Source organism: Blastocatellia bacterium (assembly GCA_016713405.1).
Lineage (GTDB): Bacteria > Acidobacteriota > Blastocatellia > Chloracidobacteriales > JADJPF01 > JADJPF01.
In genome coordinates this window covers 325087-344976 of record JADJPF010000022.1, presented here as the reverse complement: position 1 = coordinate 344976, position 19890 = coordinate 325087, and the positions used below count along the sequence as shown (strand labels likewise).

At 34.2% G+C, this 19890-nt stretch carries 20 protein-coding genes; 8 read left to right on the top strand and 12 right to left on the bottom strand.

Going from position 1 to position 19890, the window contains the following annotated elements; genetic code table 11:
* Positions 1-194 precede the first annotated feature (194 nt).
* Both IPK14_22985 and IPK14_22980 read right to left on the bottom strand, forming a co-directional pair.
* Positions 195-752, bottom strand: a complete 558-nt coding sequence (locus IPK14_22985; GenBank protein ID MBK7996135.1) for a cob(I)yrinic acid a,c-diamide adenosyltransferase — start codon at positions 750-752, stop codon at positions 195-197.
* A 12-nt stretch (positions 753-764) separates the two neighbouring features.
* Positions 765-1106, bottom strand: a complete 342-nt coding sequence (locus IPK14_22980; GenBank protein ID MBK7996134.1) for a hypothetical protein — start codon at positions 1104-1106, stop codon at positions 765-767.
* Between the two features lie 298 nt (positions 1107-1404).
* Between IPK14_22980 and IPK14_22975 the strand changes: the two genes are divergently transcribed.
* The 4 genes from IPK14_22975 (at position 1405) to IPK14_22960 (ending at position 3938) form a co-directional block, all read left to right on the top strand.
* The gene (locus IPK14_22975) at positions 1405-1617 is read left to right on the top strand and encodes a hypothetical protein (GenBank protein MBK7996133.1); all 213 of its coding nucleotides are present in this window, start codon (positions 1405-1407) and stop codon (positions 1615-1617) included.
* Between the two features lie 244 nt (positions 1618-1861).
* Positions 1862-3175, top strand: coding sequence for an ergothioneine biosynthesis protein EgtB (locus tag IPK14_22970; GenBank protein ID MBK7996132.1), 1314 nt, complete (start codon positions 1862-1864; stop codon positions 3173-3175).
* A gap of 64 nt (positions 3176-3239) precedes the next feature.
* Entirely contained in the window at positions 3240-3608 is a 369-nt protein-coding gene (locus tag IPK14_22965) for a hypothetical protein (protein ID MBK7996131.1), read from the top strand.
* Between the two features lie 24 nt (positions 3609-3632).
* Positions 3633-3938: a hypothetical protein gene (locus IPK14_22960; protein MBK7996130.1), complete on the top strand. Its 306-nt coding sequence runs from the start codon at positions 3633-3635 to the stop codon at positions 3936-3938.
* Between the two features lie 214 nt (positions 3939-4152).
* Here the strand turns inward: IPK14_22960 and IPK14_22955 are convergent, their stop codons facing one another.
* From IPK14_22955 to IPK14_22935, 5 genes are all read right to left on the bottom strand, one after another.
* Complete coding sequence (locus tag IPK14_22955) at positions 4153-4581, bottom strand: hypothetical protein (GenBank protein MBK7996129.1); 429 nt, start codon at positions 4579-4581, stop codon at positions 4153-4155.
* 79 nt (positions 4582-4660) lie between these two features.
* The gene (locus IPK14_22950; protein MBK7996128.1) at positions 4661-5806 is read right to left on the bottom strand and encodes a site-2 protease family protein; all 1146 of its coding nucleotides are present in this window, start codon (positions 5804-5806) and stop codon (positions 4661-4663) included.
* Positions 5730-6683, bottom strand: coding sequence for a dihydropteroate synthase (gene folP, locus IPK14_22945; GenBank protein MBK7996127.1), 954 nt, complete (start codon positions 6681-6683; stop codon positions 5730-5732). Before folP ends, IPK14_22950 begins: the two co-directional genes overlap by 77 nt.
* 51 nt (positions 6684-6734) lie before the next feature.
* Positions 6735-8018, bottom strand: a complete 1284-nt coding sequence (locus IPK14_22940; protein MBK7996126.1) for a 1-acyl-sn-glycerol-3-phosphate acyltransferase — start codon at positions 8016-8018, stop codon at positions 6735-6737.
* 34 nt (positions 8019-8052) lie between these two features.
* On the bottom strand, positions 8053-8745 hold the full coding sequence (locus IPK14_22935; protein MBK7996125.1) for a molybdenum cofactor biosynthesis protein MoaE: 693 nt from the start codon (positions 8743-8745) through the stop codon (positions 8053-8055).
* Between the two features lie 158 nt (positions 8746-8903).
* On the opposite strand from IPK14_22935, the gene IPK14_22930 reads away from it, so the two are divergent.
* Together IPK14_22930 and IPK14_22925 are read left to right on the top strand one after the other, a co-directional pair.
* Entirely contained in the window at positions 8904-9416 is a 513-nt protein-coding gene (locus IPK14_22930; protein MBK7996124.1) for a PhzF family phenazine biosynthesis protein, read from the top strand.
* Positions 9417-9421: 5 nt separating this feature from the next.
* Entirely contained in the window at positions 9422-9802 is a 381-nt protein-coding gene (locus IPK14_22925) for a PhzF family phenazine biosynthesis protein (GenBank protein ID MBK7996123.1), read from the top strand.
* Positions 9803-9898: 96 nt separating this feature from the next.
* Here the strand turns inward: IPK14_22925 and IPK14_22920 are convergent, their stop codons facing one another.
* From IPK14_22920 to IPK14_22900, 5 genes are all read right to left on the bottom strand, one after another.
* Positions 9899-10774 (bottom strand): amino acid ABC transporter ATP-binding protein, encoded by an 876-nt coding sequence (locus tag IPK14_22920; GenBank protein MBK7996122.1) that lies wholly within the window; start codon positions 10772-10774, stop codon positions 9899-9901.
* A 7-nt stretch (positions 10775-10781) separates the two neighbouring features.
* The gene (locus tag IPK14_22915) at positions 10782-11681 is read right to left on the bottom strand and encodes an ABC transporter permease subunit (protein MBK7996121.1); all 900 of its coding nucleotides are present in this window, start codon (positions 11679-11681) and stop codon (positions 10782-10784) included.
* Between the two features lie 84 nt (positions 11682-11765).
* Positions 11766-13553, bottom strand: coding sequence for an OmpA family protein (locus IPK14_22910; protein MBK7996120.1), 1788 nt, complete (start codon positions 13551-13553; stop codon positions 11766-11768).
* 185 nt (positions 13554-13738) lie between these two features.
* Entirely contained in the window at positions 13739-14581 is an 843-nt protein-coding gene (locus IPK14_22905; protein ID MBK7996119.1) for a hypothetical protein, read from the bottom strand.
* Positions 14582-14629: 48 nt separating this feature from the next.
* Complete coding sequence (locus tag IPK14_22900) at positions 14630-15505, bottom strand: hypothetical protein (protein MBK7996118.1); 876 nt, start codon at positions 15503-15505, stop codon at positions 14630-14632.
* 170 nt (positions 15506-15675) lie between these two features.
* Between IPK14_22900 and IPK14_22895 the strand changes: the two genes are divergently transcribed.
* Positions 15676-16557, top strand: a complete 882-nt coding sequence (locus IPK14_22895; GenBank protein ID MBK7996117.1) for a metallophosphoesterase — start codon at positions 15676-15678, stop codon at positions 16555-16557.
* Between the two features lie 201 nt (positions 16558-16758).
* Positions 16759-19665, top strand: a complete 2907-nt coding sequence (locus IPK14_22890; protein MBK7996116.1) for a hypothetical protein — start codon at positions 16759-16761, stop codon at positions 19663-19665.
* Positions 19666-19890 lie beyond the last annotated feature (225 nt).

The following is a 19890-nucleotide window of genomic DNA, read 5'->3' as shown; positions in this document are numbered from 1 at the left end:
TCCTAAAGATTTTTACCTAAGAGATTTTAAAGTTATTTAAGAGATTTAGAACTGAGTATAAATTGCTGCTTAAGGTGGCAATCGTATCTAAACTATTTAACTATTACAAGGTCTTTATCCCTACATTTTGAGGATTTTTCCGTACTAGCTTCTTTAGACTAAAGGCTTTAAATGAAATTAGAGAATTAAATTTATTACTTATTACGAGCAGAAAAATTAGCAAAATTCTCTGTTACTGCTTTACGCCGGTTTATCTCTCGCGCTAAGACAAAAAGTAGGTCTGATAGACGGTTTAGATAGGCTATGGTTAAAGGGTTAAGTTCTTCTGCATCACTTAATTCTACAACTCTTCGCTCTGCTCTACGGGCTACAGTTCGGGCTAAATGGGCTAATGCTCCTGCTTCAGAGCCGCCTGGTAAAACAAACTCTTTTAATGGAGGAAGGTTTTCTAAATAAAGGTCTGCCCAAGTTTCTAGCTTTTCAATAGCGATTTGTTCTATACGAGGAACGTTTATTGAAAGTGGGCTAGCTAGGTCTGAACCAACTATAAATAAATCATTTTGAATTATAGCTAAAACCCCATCTAATTCTTCATCATCTATTTTAACCCTAACAAGTCCTAGCAGTGAATTTAACTCATCCACATCACCATAAGCATCAACTCTAATGTTAGCCTTACTAACACGACTTCCATCAACTAGACCTGTTTTTCCTTGATCCCCAGTTCGGGTATATACTCTAGTAATACGCATAGACAAATTTTCCTAGTTTTGTATATAGATACGGATATGAGTTAGCGAATTTTCGCAAGCTGCCAAAACAGTAACCGTTTCTTTAGTTGTAGGGTGAAAGCTAATAGTACCTAAGTCTTTTAAGTGTTCTGAAGCAAAGATAGACCAACCTTTTTCTATAAATTTTTCTTTGTAGAAAGTTAACACATGTTGCCAGTTATCTTGTGTTGTCATTTCTATAATTTCTATTCCTTTTGGAGCAGTTTCTGCTGGCAGCAAATTCGCGTTGGGGTAAGTTGGTATATCTAGTTGTCGTTTTTGGGTTTTACTAGTAGTTTTTGTAGTAGTTTTTGTTTGATTTTGTTTTTCCATCATTAAATTTTTATTTTATAGAATTTAGCTTTAAAATTACTGCAAACCATATAAGAAACTTTGTTAAAAGTCAATTGATCCTAAAAAAAGGATCGTTTTTTTCCTAAAAGAAAGAAATTTTACTTAGCTAAATACAAGTTTTAATGTACTTTCTGAAGATTAGGTAATATTTTGGGAAAAAATTATTGACAATAGAGAACTATACTAATAAAATTTAACGAAATTTTAATAAAATTTTAATCAATCTCTCCAAAGCTCGAAATTTCACGCAAAAAACCTTAAAAATAAAAAGAAAAATACCATGAATGCTACTTCTACTTTAGAAAAATTTATCGTTATTTGTGCCTGGTGTGATGAAGTGCTAAATAATGAAAACCTAAAAGATGTTGAACGTGGCACTTTATGTCAAAGTCACACAATTTGCAAAAGTTGTCTAGATAAAGTACGTCAGGAAATTAAATCCATACAAATTCCTGTAGTACAACAAAAAAAACTATTAATCAGTCCCCTTTAAGTTATTCTCACAAAGTTTGGTTAATTTCGCTTTATTGGTACTTTAATATCCCTAAATTCAACAACATAAATTGTTGTAACTTTATTAGTCTTTTCAAATAAGCTAGTATTATCCACAGCATATTTTTACCATTCAATATAGCTAAAGCTTAACTAAAGCTTGGCATAACAGCTTTTTAGTTGTTATTATTTCCTCATATCCAGCAAAGAAATCCATAAAAATTAATAATTTTTTGGAGAATTTAATGTTTACCAACAAGATAGAAAAGTTAATAGAGTTTTATAAGAGTGTCCGTGCTAAAACAATGTATATAGTTGAACCACTAGAAATAGAGGACTATGTTATTCAAACTGCGCCGTTTATGAGTCCCCCACGTTGGCATATTGGACACACTAGTTGGTTTTTTGAAATGCTTCTAAAAGAATATAAAGCTAATTATCAAGTTTATTCAGAGGATTATCTTTTTTTCTTTAATTCCTACTATGACAAATTTGGCATACGCATTGAGCGTGCTAAACGTGGGACTAAATCACGGCCAACAGTTAAAGAAACTATTTGCTATCGCACTCATATAGATGAACTAATGATTAGTTTTTTAAGCAGTTTAAGCACAGATCCTAAACTCAACGAGATTTTGCCGCTTGTACGATTAGGGCTAGAACATGAAATGCAGCATCAAGAGTTACTTGTTTATGATATAAAACATTTGCTTTGTGATATTTACAAAGTGCCAGGTGAAATTCCTATACCTCCTAACGGTAAAAAAATAACAGGTATGGCAGAAATTGAAGGCGGATTATTTTGGCTAGGAAATAAAGATAGCGAATTTACTTTTGATAATGAAAAACCTGCTCATCAAGTCTATTTACAAGACTTTGCAATTGATAAAACAATGGTCAATAATGAGCAGTTTTTAGAATTTATTCTAGCTGGTGGCTATCAAGATCCTAGTTGGTGGTATGCTGAAGGCTGGAACATACTTAAGCAAGAAAACTGGCAAGCCCCGCTTTATTGGGAATTTATTGATGGTGAATGGTATATTCGAGATTTTCACGCGCTACATAAAGTTAGCAAAAAACTAGATTATCCTGTTTCACATATAAGTTTTCATGAGGCTGCCGCTTTTGCTAAATGGACAGGAAAACGACTCCCTACAGAAGCAGAATGGGAAAAAGCAGCATGTTTTGAGCCAGAAAAAAAAGAAAAACTTTTATTTCCCTGGGGACATACATTAGCAGATAGCTCTAAAGCAAATTTATTTGAAAATAATTATTGGGATGTTACACCTATAGGTGCTTTTAGCGATGGTGTAAGTCCTTATGGATGCTATCAAATGATAGGAGATCTATGGGAATGGACAAGCTCAGACTATGTGCCTTATCCAGGGTTTAAGCCCTATTTTAATGAATATACTGACAAATGGTTTGTTAGCCAAAAAGTTTTGCGGGGTGCTTCTTATGCTACACCTCAAATCCATGCACGTACAACTTACCGAAATTATTTTTATCCTCAAGAACGCTGGTTTTTATCTGGATTTCGTTGTGCTAAAACTTTGTAAAGGTTAGTTTATTGAATTACCGCATTTGTTATTTACCAATTTAATTTAAGGATAGCAAAACTTTATGCCTAAAATTTATGTTATGAGACGTGCTTCAGGTAAGTTTTTTACTGTCTTAGACACTAAACGTTTAGCTGTTTGGTCTGGCAAAGAAACCTTAGCTATTTCACGTAGCTTTAATCGAGAACTAGACCTTTACCAAGCTGTTATGGTGACAGATAAACTAGTAGAAACCATTAAGCAGACCTTTAGCACTCAAGGAATTTGCTCTGTTTGGTTAGTTGAACCTCAAAGCGCGACTGCTAAACTAACTGAAGGCCGTTTAATAGATTGGTCAGAAATAGAAAAATTAAGAATTGAGCCAGATGATGAAGCAGTAAAAGTAGAAACTCCTAAAGTAAAAGCAAATATTCAGGAATTTCAATTTAATTAATTTTTAACTTAAGTAAATTTAATTATGATAAAACAAACTCTTAAACTTATAGGTAGATTTATAGCAGTATTATTTTCTGGAACTGTAGTTAGTTTAACTGCATCTGGACTTTTAGATATACACTACTTTTTTATTCGTCTAAGAAATACTTCTGGGCTACCTAGCCTTCAACAATGGCTTGTAGCAGGTTTAGTTATTGGTTTAATAATTGGCATTGTTAAGAGTTTACGAATCTTAAAACGTTCTAAACAAGCTAAAGATATAAAAGTAATTGTTTTACTTACTCTAAGACTTTTAATTACTGCTTCTTTAGTGACTGGCGTTTTTTAGCTACTTGGAATTACTATATATTTGATTATTTTCGATTAAAAGATGCTGGGCCAGTGGCTTTAACTGTGGGGTTGATTTTAGCTTTGTGGGATTTATCTAAGACTATGACAAATAATGTAGTTACAGAAAAAAGCTAGCAAAAAATAAAGAGCAACAGAAAAGTTTTAGTCTTTTCCTTGCCCTTTATTTTTTATTTTAATTTAGATTAAGTATTTTAGTTAATGGTATCGTCACCAGCAGCGGCAGCAGCAGCATCGGCTTGCTGTGGAACTACGCCAACTCTAATCTTACGCTCCATTACTGGGGTAGAATCAAGCAATGTTTGTACTGTATAATCACCAACTTCATCAAACTGTAATGTAATAAAGAAGTTAACATTATTAGCAAAGCCTTCTTCTGGGATTTGGAATTGAGTCACAGGTGAAGCGGCTAATAATTTTTTCTTTGGGGTAAGTACGCGAACTTCGCTAGAATAGTCACCTTTACCACGCCATTGAGTAATTATTGCCATTTTTGGTAGTCCAACTGGAAGTTGTTGGACATAAATATCTTGGAAAATGCCCATTAAACTAAATTTATTACCTACTTCTAAACGAACATCATCACAAAAAATTTGATAAACAATTTCTGCTGAATCTGACATCTGTTATTAAACCCTTTCAATTAATTTGCAAGAAGCAAAACATAAATTAAGCATTGAGAAAAGAAAAAAGTCAATTTACCTATCCTAATTTAGTCAAATAAATTTCCCTTAAACTTAAGGCCCCAACCACTAAACTATCGCTATCAATTACAGCAAGATGCTCTAATGTGTTGTTATTTAACAAGTTAATAGCTTCTTGGATAGATAAATCCTGAGTAACAAAATACTCTTGGCTAACAACTCTCATTAGCTTTGAAACAACTGTATTTGTTTGCTCTAGTTCTGTCAACTTCTCTATATCCGTCATAAATAAAACTCCGTGTAAGCGTTCGTCTTGAACAACTAAAAATGTTTTGGCTGGAGTTTTTTCATAAATTGCCATAACTTCTTTAATTGTCACATTTGGCCTAATAGCAGTAAATTTCTTTGTCATTACTTCTTTAACAGGCTTTTGTTTTATTTTGCTTTGTCTAGTTTTTTTACCAGGAGTAGTTATTAGATCTGGTGGCAATTGGTTTAGTAACCTAACTATTAAAAAGCCTCCCAACAAAGCCCAAAAACCTATAATTGTATTATAACCCCCCAAAAGATTTACTATTCCTAAAGCCACTAACGCAACAGAAAAAACAAACCCAAAAACAATTGTTAGACGTGTAGCCTTTTCATAAGATTTGTCAAAATACCAAAGTATTGCCCGTAGCACCCTTCCCCCATCCATTGGAAAGGCCGGAAGCAAATTAAAACAGGCTAGTAGAAAATTAACTTGGCTAAGATGTAAAAAAGCTTGATCTAAAGCTTTATAAGGTGTTTTAAGCAAAATTAAAGTAAGTAAATAAAAAAGTCCCGACAATAAAAAGCTTGCTACAGGGCCGGCAATAGCAATTTTTAGCTCTGCTAAAGCTGTTTTTGGCTCAGACTCTAAATAGGCTAGCCCTCCAAAAATATGTAAAGTAATTCCTTTTATTTTAATTCCTTCTTTTTGAGCAATTAAAGAATGCCCTAACTCGTGGATTAGCACAGAAATAAATACAAGTAGTGAAGTAATTACGCCTAACATCCAGCTTGACAATTTTGTCACCTGTGGCGCGTTGTTAGGTAAATAAACAACAGCAATTGTCCAGCTATAAACAAAGAAAATAATAAACCAACTATAATCCAGCGTGACAGGAATGCCCAAAATGCGAAAAATAGATAGCTTTTTTGAAAACCAGTTTGCCCAATTCATAAATTAAACTTTTTATAACTAAAAATTGCATCAAAATTGCATCACTAACTTTAGCGACTTCTACCATTTCCTTTATGTCATGAACTCTTACGATATGCGCCCCCTGTAAAATAGCTGTTGTTACAGTTGCAGCAGTACCCATTAATCTTTCTGTAGCTAAATTACCAAGAATTTTACCTATAAATGATTTTCTAGAAGTCCCTATAAGTATTGGTAAGTCAAATTCTGCTAACTTAAATTGCTCAGCTAAAATTCTTAGATTATCAGACATAGTTTTACCAAAACCAATCCCAGGGTCTAAAATAATTTGTTCTTTATTTATTCCATTTTTAATAGCTTGTTCAACAGCTAAATTTAAGTCTTGGAAGATTTCTTTCCAAATATCGTTGCTAGCAGGAATTTGCTGCATATTTTTTGGATTGCCTCGCATGTGCATTAAACAAATAGCAGCACCTGTTTTAGCAACAACTTTTGCAAGTTCTGGATCAAATCTTAACGCGCTAATATCATTAACAATTTCTGCCCCTGCTGTTAGTGCTTCTTTAGCTACTTGAGCTTTATAAGTGTCAATGGAAATAGGGATTTTTAATTTACCTTTTAGAGCTTCAATAACTGGAATTACTCGGTTAAGCTCTGTTTGTAAATCTACATTTTCAGCCCCAGGACGTGAAGATTCGCCGCCAATGTCTAAAATATCTGCACCATCTTTTTCAATCTCCAATGCTCGATTTATAGCTGTTTCTAGCGAAAAAAACTTTCCTCCATCAGAAAAAGAATCTGGTGTTACATTTAACACACCCATTACTAGAGTACGTTCACCTAAATTAAGTATTTGATCAGGTAAAGCTAATTGGTATTTTTTACGTAGTGGAAACATTTTTATTAATTTCCTATGCCCAGACCTAAAGTTCTGCGCTATTAGGCAAAGTTAAACAACTTTACCATCATGAGCAGTAAATTTAACTAAGACTAAATAAATATTTGTAACTATTCCTAGAGTAATATAAAAATAGTGATTTGCCATAACTTGACTGCCCATAATCCAATAAACAAATCCTCCATAAAGTACAATCAAAACAAGTTGCAAATACCAAAACAAAGGTAAATGATAAATTGCATAACCTAACGCAAAAACAGCCATTGCCCAATGAAGCCCAAAATCTGCTTGCTTAAAAAGCTCTATTACAAAACTTAAGTAATAGATCATAGATAAACCGCGTAGAAATCTTTGAGTATCATAATAATTTGTCCAATAAAAAGGAAAACAAATTCCCAAAATAAAAGCTAGCAAACTTATTGGAGCAAGTATAGTTACATCCAACCCTCTTACAATTAATGGATACCAAACTATCATTAAAAAAGGTGTAGCTAAATCACGTAATATTTTGCTTTTTCTACCTTGTTTTAGCACCATAACATCTAAAAGTATGTAGCCATAGTAAGCAATAAAAGGCAAAGTCAACCAAAGAAACAAGTTTGGCTGAAAAAGCAAAATAACAGTCGCCATTATAAAATAAACGCCTATTGGGACTACTTCATAAATACGTAAGTAAGAAGCAGGACGAGCAAAATGTTTATTTAAGGATTCTTGGGCTTTAAGGCCTGGGACTAGGCGTTGGTCTACAGTTTTTCGCCAAGTTTCGGTTATTTCATCATAAAAGGCTGTGTCATCTTGTCTAGTTTCACATTCTTTTGAATCTAAAAGTATTGGTTCATGAAATTTTACAGTAATTTTTCGTAACCTAGGAAAAAGACGTGTTACGGGCCAAGCCTCATAAGCACCAGTAATTGTAATAGGTACAAGTGGGCATTTATTAAAAATAGCCATCCTTGCAGCACCGCTTTTTAGTTTTTCCATATAACCCCGCTGTGAGCGTTGACCTTCTGGAAAAAGGGCTATTAAATCACCTTTTGCTAAAACTTTCATTGCCTGCTCAAAAGCATTAGAGTCTTTTTTGCTTAAGTTTACAGGAATGGCACCAAAAGTTTTTACAATAAATCCTAATAGCGGTATCTTAAATATTTTATCCCAAGCTAAAAATCTTACAGGTCTTTGTGAGACTACATAAATTAATATTGGGTCTAAATAACTAGGATGATTACCAGCTAAAACGGCAGCACCCGTTTTTGGAATATTCTCTATTCCATAATATTCTACAGTGAAAAAAAGACGGAAAAACATTTGAAACAAAATCTTAAGTATTTTGATCATATTGTTAAACCTATTATTTATAATTAGTTAGCATTTATTGTAATTCAGGATCAACCCAAACAGCACCATCAGTAAAAAACTCTCGTTTCCAAATAGGTACAATTTGCTTAAGTCGATCAATTAAGAAGTGACAAGCTTCAAAAGCAGGTTTGCGATGTGCAGAAGTTACAACAATAGCAACGCTAGTTTGACTAATAGAAACCCGTCCTAGACGATGAACTAAAACTATTTTATCAATGGGCCAACGATTATGGGCTTCTTTAGCAATTTCTTGCATCTTTTTAATTGCCATCGGTTGGTAAGCTTCATATTCCAAAAATAAAACTTGGCGACCTTTATTATTATCTCTAGTAACTCCATCAAAAGTAACAATTGCTCCATCTGCTGGTTTAATTATTCTTAAAGCTAGCTGTCGAGAGTCTATTTCTTCTTGTGTTAGCTCACAAATATCTGTGTTTTCATCATCTTCTGCACCACCTGAAACCGGAGGAAAAATTGCTAATTTATCACCATTAACTAGCACTTGTTTTTTGTCAGCATAATCTTCATTTACTGCAAAAAGAAGCCTTTCGCCAAATTTTGCTATTTCAGGATATTTACTTTTTAGATCAATAAAAACATCATTAATTGTGCTATTTATTGATATATTTATTGACATTTCGCTTGTGTTAAATATTTCCCGACAAGCACCAAAAAACAGTAGATTTATTGTAATAGTTTTTGCCATAAAAGATTGCCAAGTAAAAATTTATAAATACTAGGAAAATGCTTATGTTATGATTGCATAACATAAATGTTAAAGTTTCTTTTTTTGAGTAGTTTATATTTCCATAAAAAGCAGGTAGAATACAAGCTCATCTCTAAATCTCACAAGGAAAATTAAATATGCCAATGAATTTTTATATACTAGACGTGTTTGCACCTAAAATCTTTGCTGGCAATCAATTAGCTGTTTTTCCTGATGCCGCTGATATTCCTCGAAACCGATTTTCCCAACTAGCTAGAGAGATGAATTATTCCGAAACTACCTTTGTACTTCCGGCTAAATCTCCTGAAGTTGCTGCATCTGTAAGAATTTTTACACCTAATGCAGAGCTTCCTTTTGCTGGTCATCCTACATTAGGAACAGCTTTTCTTTTGGCTGCAACCGGTGCAGCTAAATTAGACAAAGATCAAAGCCTAGTCTTAGAGTTAAAAGCTGGTCTAGTACGAGTTACAATAGACTTAAAAGACTCAAACCGCGGTCGTGCAGTAATGGAACAACCTGTTCCACAATCACGAGGCACAGTTTCAGACCTTTCAACCATTGCTGCTAGTCTTTGTTTAACTAGCGATGATATAGCCCCTTATCCACCAGAAATCCTTGCTAATGCAGTCTCATTTTTTATCGTCCCCTAAAATCAATGCGTGCCTTAGAACGCGCTCGTCCTAATGGTGCATTGCTAGAATCTTTACTAGCAAAATTACACGTAGAAGGACTAATTTGCTTTTCTACCGAAACCGTCGAAGCAGGTTCACAAGTTCAAGTTCGAGCCTTCTTTCCTGGTTTAGGAGTAAACGAAGACCCTGCAACAGGTTCGGCTCAAGGCCCACTGACAGCTTATCTTTTTAAGAACAACATGCTAAAACGTGGCTCTAAATATCGAGTTGCTGCCGAGCAAGGCTATCAAATTGGCCGTCCTAGCAAACTTACTACTACTTTTGAAGTTAATGATGGTGCTATTTCTGCCATAAAAGTTGGTGGCGATGTAATTCTTATGGCAAAAGGCGAATTTTTAATTTAATCCAAAATTAACTGTCACCTGATTTATAGCCTAAATATGTTAATTTTTAGCACTTAACACCAGACGCTTTTTTAACTGTCACACTAATACTAGTTTTTATAATTTAGGAAAAATATCTAGCTTAATTTCTTTACGAATTTCTGTAAATCTTGGTAAATCTTCTATATTTCGTTGGTAAGCAATTCCTTCTTGAATTAAATCATAGGTTTTAATAATCTTCGCGCCTGGAATTATTTCTCCTTTTTCATTTCTATCACGACCTAGTAAATAAACTGTGTCAGAAATAATTAAGGCTGAAGTTATGTCATGAGTAATTATAATAAAAGTATTTAAGGTATGTTGATTAGCAATATCTGTAATTAGTTTTATAGCACTGCTAATGCTAACTGGATCTAGGCCAGAAAAAGGTTCATCTAAAATAATAAAGTATTTATTTGTAATAAGTTGTTGAAGAATTGCAACTCTTTGGCGTTGTCCGCCTGAAAGCTGAACGGGCCAGGACAAGCTTTGATCAAAAAGTCCAAATTGGTCTAAATATTGCATAGCACGTTCACGAGCCGTTTTTGCATCTAGTTTTGCAACTCTAATTGCTGGCTGAATTAAATTTTCTAAAACACACAGGTCATCAAAAAGGGGATATTTTTGGAAGACCACGCCTACATCCCCAATTCTTATATCTCTCATAATATTGGGTTTATCTTCTGTAATTAAAACCCGTCCGCTAGTTGGACGATCTAAGCCTGCAACAATGCGAAGTATTGTAGTTTTACCAATTCCAGAAGGGCCTAAAATGCTAACAATTTGAGGCTTACTTTCAATGTTTTTTATTGACATAGAAAGGTTTTTTAGAACAGGAAATTTTGCACCTGTATTTAAGGTAAATTCTTGAGAAACATTATCTAAAACAAGTAGCGGCTCTAAAATCCCTATTTTATCTAGTGGCCCGGTGATAACCTTTTCGCGTTCTACCATTTATTTTTTATCCTCGTTCAGCAATTACGCTATATGGGAATAAATAGCGTTTAAGTAAAGAAAAAACTCCATCTTCAGCTAAAGCAATAACAGCAATGATAATCAATAATCCATAAACTTCAGGTAAGTTATTTGTTGAATAATAAGCATAAAGTTGTGTTCCAATGCCTTTTTCATTACGGCTATAGGTTTCTATAGAAGTAATCATAATCCAGCCTATAGCAGCATTTTGAGCAACCATATCAATCATTTGCGGTAAAGTTGGACGCACCACAACATTATAAAAAATTTGCCAATCGTTGTAGCCTAAAACTTTAGCTAACTCATATTTCATTCTAGGAATTGCATTTACAGCATCCGTCATACTTGTAACTAGAAAAAATGTCATACCTGTAGTTAACATTGCAACTTTTGTAGGCCAACCAATAGTAAAAAGAGAAAAGAAAATCAAAGTAAAGCCTATAAATGGTATATAACGTAATAACTTAACAACTTTATTAAATGGCTGAAATACTGGAATAACGCTTGAGTAAGAAATAATTAGGGAAATTATAGTAGAGTAGGTTAAACCAACAACATTTAGCTTTATAGTTGCCCAAACATGGCTTAGAAGTTGCTGCCTTGACCACATTTTATAAAGTGCAGCACCTACTTCATTAGGGGAAGGAAAAGGACGGACTAGGTTATAAAGCCAATTATCTAAAAGATCAGCAGAACTTATGGTTGCAGTCATGTTATTACGTAGCGCGACGCTTAAAAGCCAAAGTCCAAGAAAAAATAGTCCCCAAATTAGAATTAAATTAGAGCGTACTAGCTTACTAACTTGACCATAGACACGAAAAGCTTCTTTAATTGGACTAGCCTTGTCATTGGATTCTTTTATTTGAACATTTGCAATATCTTCCATAAATCAACCTTCTCTTAAACAAAATAGGCCACAGATTTTTCTTCTGTTGGCCTATTTAAGAATAAATATTTGTTGCCAACTAAATTACTTTAAGACAATTTCCACACGACGATTAGCAGCACGTTCTTTTTCATCCCGGTTTTGATTGCTTGGTAAAGGTTTAGTTGGCCCAAAACCGTCAATTGTTTGCAATCGATTATCATTTATATTTACACCACTAGGGTCAGATTTCTTTAACCATTGCCAAACCGACTGCGCACGCTCTTTAGAAAGCCTCATATTAGTAGCATCATCGCCTAAATTATCGGTATGACCATAAAGTATTACTTTTGTATCACTTGCACGAATTAATAGACTACGTATTTCCTCTAGCACCTTGGTTTCTGATGAAGTTACAGTAGCAGAACCTGAAGGAAAAGTAATCTGGTAATTTGCTCTAACAACAGTTCCTGTATTTTGCCCACCTTCAAACTTAGCTTGATAAACAGGTGTCGCGCTTTGTTCATCAGAAATATCTTTAATAAAACTTAAATCTACAACATCTTTAACAGCAGCATAGCTTTCAAGTCTATTAGGTAGAATCTTTTGCAGCCGTTTTGCATGATCTGTATAAGTAATACCAAAAATGCTTTGCTCTATTGGCAAATTATTAGCAAGTCCAAATAAATGTTTAACTTCTGCCAAATTATTAACCCGTGAACCGCCTAAAAATACGTCATCTTCGGTTTTACCCTTAAAATAATCATACCAAAATGTAGGCCCTGCGCCTTCAACATTAAAAGTTAAAGCATTAAGAGGAGCAATTCTATTTTTTAGATAATTATCATCGGTTTTAATTTTTTCATTAGACCTAGCAATACAGCGCAATAAGGTTTTTACATAATCACGATGCTGATTTAACCAATCTTCATTACCAAATAAAATATTTGGCATCATATAGCTATATTCTTTGGTAGAGACAATTTTTTGTAGTTTTTCTTGTTTGCCTTTATAAGTTACTTTTGACCGCTCTTTAGCTGCTGTAACATCGCCTGGTGTCCAAGTAGCAACTGCGTCTATAGAAAAATCTTCTTTTTTATTAGTAGCAAGATTAGTTAAGCTAACTTTTGAATTTTTAACAAATTTTTGTGCTGCTTCAATATGGTCTACCGCATTAACAAAATTAATAGCTTGAGGATCATAAACTTCTTCATTAGGATTAACAGGGATTTGATTATCACTTGCCCAATTTACCGTTACATTCCAATCACAATAAGGAACTGCCGTGACAATCACAGAACCACGAGCAAGTTGTGGGTCTTTTTTCCAAGATTCTGGCCCCATTAAACAATCTTCACCAAATGAATAGCCACCACTCCAAATAACTTTTGCTTTGTTGCCACGAAGTAATTTATTAGCTCCAGCAATATCAACGGCTGATTGGTCGCCTGTTGTGGTGACTAGCTGCATTTGACCTGCTGCTAGGGCTTTAACTTGTTCTGCTGTATCATTTTGTACTACTAATTGTGTATTAGTAATACCAGCTTGGCATAAACAACTATCTTTATGGTCGCCTGATTTGCCTGGGCCGCCTACAGCATCAATTAAACCGCTAACGGTTTGCCAAGTCCAAATTCCTATAACTACTTCTGGATTATCTGTAGTCTTTTCAGGGGCTTTAACTTCTGAACCTGGAATATCTTTATAATCACCTAGATTAGCGCGTTTTTCTGGGATTTTTGAATCTCCAACTTTGTCACCTGGTGGGTTAACAGTGTCCTTAACCTTATCCATTACACCAAGTTTATCTAAACCAACATAAACTAGTCCTGCCATTACTAAAAAAATCAAAATAATCGCACCAGGGCCAAGTTCAAAACGACCTACTCTCATAACCGCCTCCATTTTTGATCTGTGAAATTTAGCAATAGAATGTCTGACAATTTATCACCAAAAACATTTTTTGCTATGGGCGAACTATTTAGTAATAGTCTACTGTTTTAGCAGTGATTAAAAAGTTATTTACGCTAATAGCTTTATTTTACAATAAGTTAACTTTATAGAATTTACCCTAATTGCTACACATCTGAACGTTCTGGAGTATTTCCAACAGATACTGGATTAGGTTTACCTTCTAAAAATGGGCTAATAGCATCTGCCAGGCGTTGTTCCTCTACTTGACGACGTACAGAAAACTCAACTGATTGTCGGCCTGCTTCGCTAGCTTGGGCGCGGAGTTTTTCCATTTCCTGTTGTTTTTTCTTAAGATATTCTTCAACTTCTTTTTGAATTTTCTCAATTCCTGTTTTAGTCTTTTCTTCTACTTCTCTGGAACGTTCATTAAGCATTAATTGATAAGCATCTAAAGCTCGATCCTTACGTACTGCATCAGCAATATAATCATCTATTTTTGTTCCTTTAGCCATTAAAGCTAAATTAACAGCAACTACCTTTACTGAAAGAGGTTGGTTAGCTACTGTAGGACTTTGCATTAAGCTGATTATCTCATCAACAGAACGCTGATTATTAATAACACCTGCTTGTAAGTAAATCTCTTCAAAGGTTTTGCTAGATAAATCCTCTCCTTGGTCAAGTGTAGCAGGAGAGTTAAATTTTGGTGGAGGCTCATCACTAACTAAGTCTGAGACTCGTTTAACGGGTGGTTCAATTTTACTTGTAGGAGTATTAAGAGGCTGTGTTTTAGTATTAAGAGGCTGTGTTGTTGTTGGAGGTGCTATTTTTGCTGCTGGTTGTGCATCCTCTTCTTCATCATGGATTTTGACAAAAAACCCTAACAAAGACTTTAATGCTCCGCCACCTTCACGAGCAGGTTTTGGAGTCTCAGTAGGCCCTTTAGACAATGACTCCATTTCCTTTAACATTTTTTCTAATTCTGCTGGGGATTTTGGTTTTCCAGACATATTTCTCCTTAATATTTTAATAAACTTTTTAATTAATTTTTTATAGTTTTATGCTCTATTTTTTTGTCTTTGTTGAGGTGAATCATAACCCTTATTATTGGAATTAAAATCTGGTTCTAAGACTAAATCACTATTATTTTCTAGTCCTGAAAAGCTCTTTTCACTTAAAACATCATCATAATAAGAACGAAATTCATCACTAAGTTCTAAGTTAGTTAAAAGCCCATCTACCATTTCAGAAATGCCGCGAACATTGGTAAGACTATAAACCTCATCTTGTATTAATTGCAAGGAATTGCGAATAACCTGCAATCTAGCTTCTAATAGTCGGACTAGATCAGCAAGCTGAATTAATTTATTAGAACGTTGCTGAAGGATTTTTAAGTTTTGTGCTAGTGTTGCTCGAACTTGTGCAGACTCTTCATTACTAATAGTTTTTTCTAGTCGTCTGATTTCCTCATCTACTTTATTTTTCATAGACTTAAAATTACGTGTAGATAGTAAGTAATGAGCGCGTAACATTTTTACATACTCAGAACGAAAAGCTACTAACTTACCTGATAGATTATCCATAGCAAAAACAGCCGTTTTATCCGTTTGCACTTCTGCTGCACGTCGTTCAATTTCTCCACAAAGCTGTTTCATACGATAAAAATCATTTTTGTAGTTTTCTCCAAGGCCAGCAATTATTTGAAGTTCTAGCCTTTCTTGCTCTTGATGCCAAAGTAGTTCTGCTTTTTTGGCTAAGTATTTTTGTGTAATAGAAAGTTGAGATAGCATTACAAGTCCTAGCTCACCTGCCACCAACAAAAATAAAAATCCGCTATTAAAAACTAGCGTAGCAAACACCATAACCCCAATAAAAACTAAGTTAGTGTTGCTTTGAAAAAGCATTTTTAGGTAATTTACATCACGATTTGACATTAATTCACCTTTTGCCCACTAAATAAAATACACTAGTAAAGCTAATTATATTGGTTTCTTGTTATTTATGAATACAAAGAAGTTTGTTATTATAACACTTAATTTGGCTGTAAATTCAATATTATAAGGTAGTCTATAGTTAGAGTTAACTTTCTTTTAGAGGTGTAATTTTGGATCAAAAAAAACCACAACTATTGCTCTCACGTCGTGAAATAATAAAATCTGTTGGTGCTATTGCTGCCAGCACTTTAATTAGTCCATCTTCCTTAATTACTGCAACTCCTGTAAAAAATCAGGTTCGTTTTGTTGTCCTTGGTGACTGGGGATGTGGTAGTCCTGCACAAATTCGAGTAGCTAAACAAATGCTGTTAGCTCATCAAAGTAAGCCTATAGATTTTGTTTTAACTGTTGGAGACAATATTTATCCTGATGGCAATAAACAATCTTATACAGCATTCTTTGAACAAGTTTACGCTGGGTTACTTAAAAATAATGTCAAGTTTTTTGCTACTCTAGGAAATCATGATGTGATTGTAGGCCGACAAGATCAAATTCGATATCCATTATTTAATATGGAAGGACGGGAATTTTATTCACTAAAACGAGGCCAAGGACTAGTAGAATTTTTTATGCTAGATGTTACTAACCTAAGTAATAAACAAATGGCTTGGCTAGAAAATTCTCTTAAACTCTGTAAAGCAAAATGGAAAATAGCACTTTTTCATTACCCTCTTTATTCTTCAGGTACTCATCATGGTTCAGCCCTAGCATTAAGAAAAGTTCTTGAGCCATTGCTTGTTAAATATAAAGTAAATGTTGCATTTGCTGGACATGACCATATTTATGAGCGAACCTACTTGCAAAATGGGATCCAACATTTTGTAACTGGTGGTGGTGGTGCAACTCTTTATGATATTGATGTTAAAAGCCCATTTCGTGCAGAAAGCTATGTAGGCTGGCATTTTATGTTAGTAGAAATTAACGACAAAGAAATTTCATTTCAAACTATTAGCGACAATGGAAAAATAGTTGATAGCGGAATAACTAAGTAATTAAAGATTAATTCTTAAAACAAAAGCTAAGAGTTTACGTTCTTGGCTTTTGTTTTTGGAAAGTTACCAAAAAGCAACTTCAACTTAAAAACCACCTTCTAAAAAACTAAGGAGGAACTAAAGCAACTGTTAGCAACACAAACCTATTAACAAAAACCTACTTATAAAAGCCCCCCTATATGCTCTAAAGGAGAAACCCTTATGACAATATTTTCAATTATCAACCAATATCGTCTATTATCTTTAACTATAATATTCACAATAATTGCACTACTTACTACTACAACAAACCAAGCACAAACACAAAGAGATTTTAATTTTTCTATCAGTCCAACTACTAGAACAATTAATGTTGGAGGCACTGGTAATTTTTCTATATCTTTAACTGCAACAGGCCAGTTTAACTCACCTATTAATTTTTCTGCTTCAGCACCTAGTGGAATAACGGTCACTTTTTCACCTAATCAAGTTGTACCGCCAGCTAATATAAATATGGCTGTAGCTGTTTCACAAAATGTTAAACCTGGTACTTATACAATTAATGTAAATGGGTTTGGTGGTGATATAAGCAAAACTCAATCTGTTACTATCCAAGTTTCTGAAGTAAATCTGTCCTTAGAAATTAGTCCAGAAAGAATTGTTGCAAACCAAGGTGAAACTGTTGAATTTTTAGTTGCAGTTTCATTAAATGACTCTCAACCTCCACAAGATCCCATAACCATAGCCATAAGTAGCCAATTTCCTGCTAACTTTACTGACTCTACTATTTCTATTCCTGGTTCTACATCATTACTAGTTGATATACCTGCTACTGCACCAGCAGGTATTTATCCAATAACATTAACAGCTAGGTTAAATAACTCTGTCATTGCTACAGCTAATGCTAGCATTGAAGTTCGAGCCGTTCCAGATTTCTTACTAAGCATTAATAATGATGCAGTTACAATTAATGCAGGCGAGCAAATAGAGCTTGTTGTTAACATATCAGCATTAAACGGATTTAACCAACCAGTTAATTTAACTACGCAAAGTAACTTAACAACATCTTTAGCCAATAGTTCTATAACTGGTAGCGGAGCAACACGTCTTTTAGTTTCTACCTCGCGTGATACTCAAGCAGGTTCTTATCCAGTAACTATTATTGCTAGGTCAAATGGTGTAGAAAAACGGGTTTCAACAACAGTTTTCGTTAATGCAGCTTCTGATTTTTCTTTAGTAGTAAATCCTAGCTCTTTAACAGCTTCTCAAGGACAAACTCTTAGTTTTGATATTTCGCTTAATGCTACTAATAATTTTACTGATGCGGTTAATTTAGTTGTCACATCTTCAAATCCCAACATTACAACAAGCATAAATAGTAATGTTATTAGAGCAGGTCTTACTTCAAGAGTAACACTTAATGTTGGAGCTAATACGCCCTTTGGCACTTATGATATAAATATTCTTGGCTCAACAGGTCAAATACAACGTAGTGCTAGAGTTAGCCTAATAGTTAAAAGCCCTGGAGATTTTAATATTTCTCTATTACCTACAACACAATCTGTTATGGCTGGCTCAACAGCTAATTTTTCTCTAAGTGCAACTGCTATGGGTGGTTTTACGGGAAATATTTCTCTTTCGGCAACTAGTGTTGAGAATATAACTATTAGTTTTACTAACAACATTATACCAGCTAATGGAACTACTAGTATTACAGTTAGAACAAATACAAATACAGAAGTAAAGGATTATTTATTAAGAGTTTCTGCTAGTGGTGGTGGAATTACTAAAACAGCAACATTTACCTTAACCGTTACTCCTGCTTTAACAGGTGATTTTACTCTAACACTTAACCCTAGCTCCCAGACTATTTCTGCTGGTAAGGTGACTTCCTTTAATCTAAGTATTTTAGGCCAAAACTCTTTTGCAGACGTAGTTAACCTGACAACAGAAATTCCAGATAGCACGCTCCAAGTAATTTTTACAAATAATAGTGTTATGGCTAATGGAAATGTTTCTGCTACTGTAGTTACTACAGCCAATACATTACCTAGTCAATACACTATTAAAATTATTGGAACATCTGGTTCAATAGTAAAAACGGCTCTCTTTACATTAACTGTTACACCGCCAACAAATGATCCTTTCTCTTTAGCAATTGCCCCTAATTCCCGTGCTATTGCAAGTGGTGAAGCAACTATGTTTACTGTTGGTGTAGTAGGTCGCAATGGTTTTAACCAACCTGTAAATTTAAGTGCTAGTGTAACAAATCCAAATATTCAAATTAATTTTGCCTCCATTACTGTTAATGCTGGTGGAAATACTTTTATGACCATAAGAACAAGTGCTGATACTCTACCAGGTACTTATGTAATTATCATTACTGGTCAATCTGCAAACTCGGTTGTAACTCAAACCGTAACTTTACTAGTGCGCCAAGCCGCTTTGCGAGTAATTATTACTTTTGACCCGCCTCCAATAGGTCAAGTTCTTCCTCCTCAAAATGTTAGAGTAATTGCTAGTGAGCTAAAACCCTCTAGCCCTCAACCTGCTAATGCTAATTTAACTAACTTACTAGTTAGTCAACCTAATCCTTTAGCTGATGGTGATCTAGCAGGTTATAAAGTCTACCGTTTGCCAACTCCAACATCAGATCAACCCCCACTTACAACAAATGATCTGGTTAAAGATGAAAACCTAGTTGCTACTTTAGATCCTGATGATCTAGCTTTTGTAGATACTACAACTGTAGGAGCAAGCTCATCTGGTAATTTCACTTACTCAGTAACTAGCTTTTTTGGCAATGGACAAATGAGCGGAGGTTCGCAACCTACGGGAACAGAACTTCCAGTAATTAGAAATCCTATTTTTACTAAAAATACAATTTTCTTAGATGCTGCTTCCTCCTTTATCCAACTTGGAGCGGTTTTAATTGTAGATGGTACGGATGAATACCAATTGAAATTTACTAAAGAAGCTACCAGATTTTTAGTAAAGAAAAAGAAAAAAGGCTCTATTAGCGGAAAAACTATAGGCGATCTGATACCTAAAGGCGGCACTGTAGAAATAACCGTTAGAAATCCTGATAATAAAATTTCTGTTGGTAAAAGCCTGATTCGCCTTAATTAACAGTATTTTTCAATAATTTCCAACAAAAAGCCCAGCATTTTGACTGGGCTTTTTTATTTTTTGCATCTATCCGTTTTATATAAATTGTAATAACAAACAAAATAATAGCAAAATATATTGATTTATTTAATTTATTTAGTGTAATATAAGCGAAGTGTTAATTGCTCTTTTTATGACATTTTTTTTAGTAAAAAGTTATCTACTCTTATTAAATTAAAATAAAAC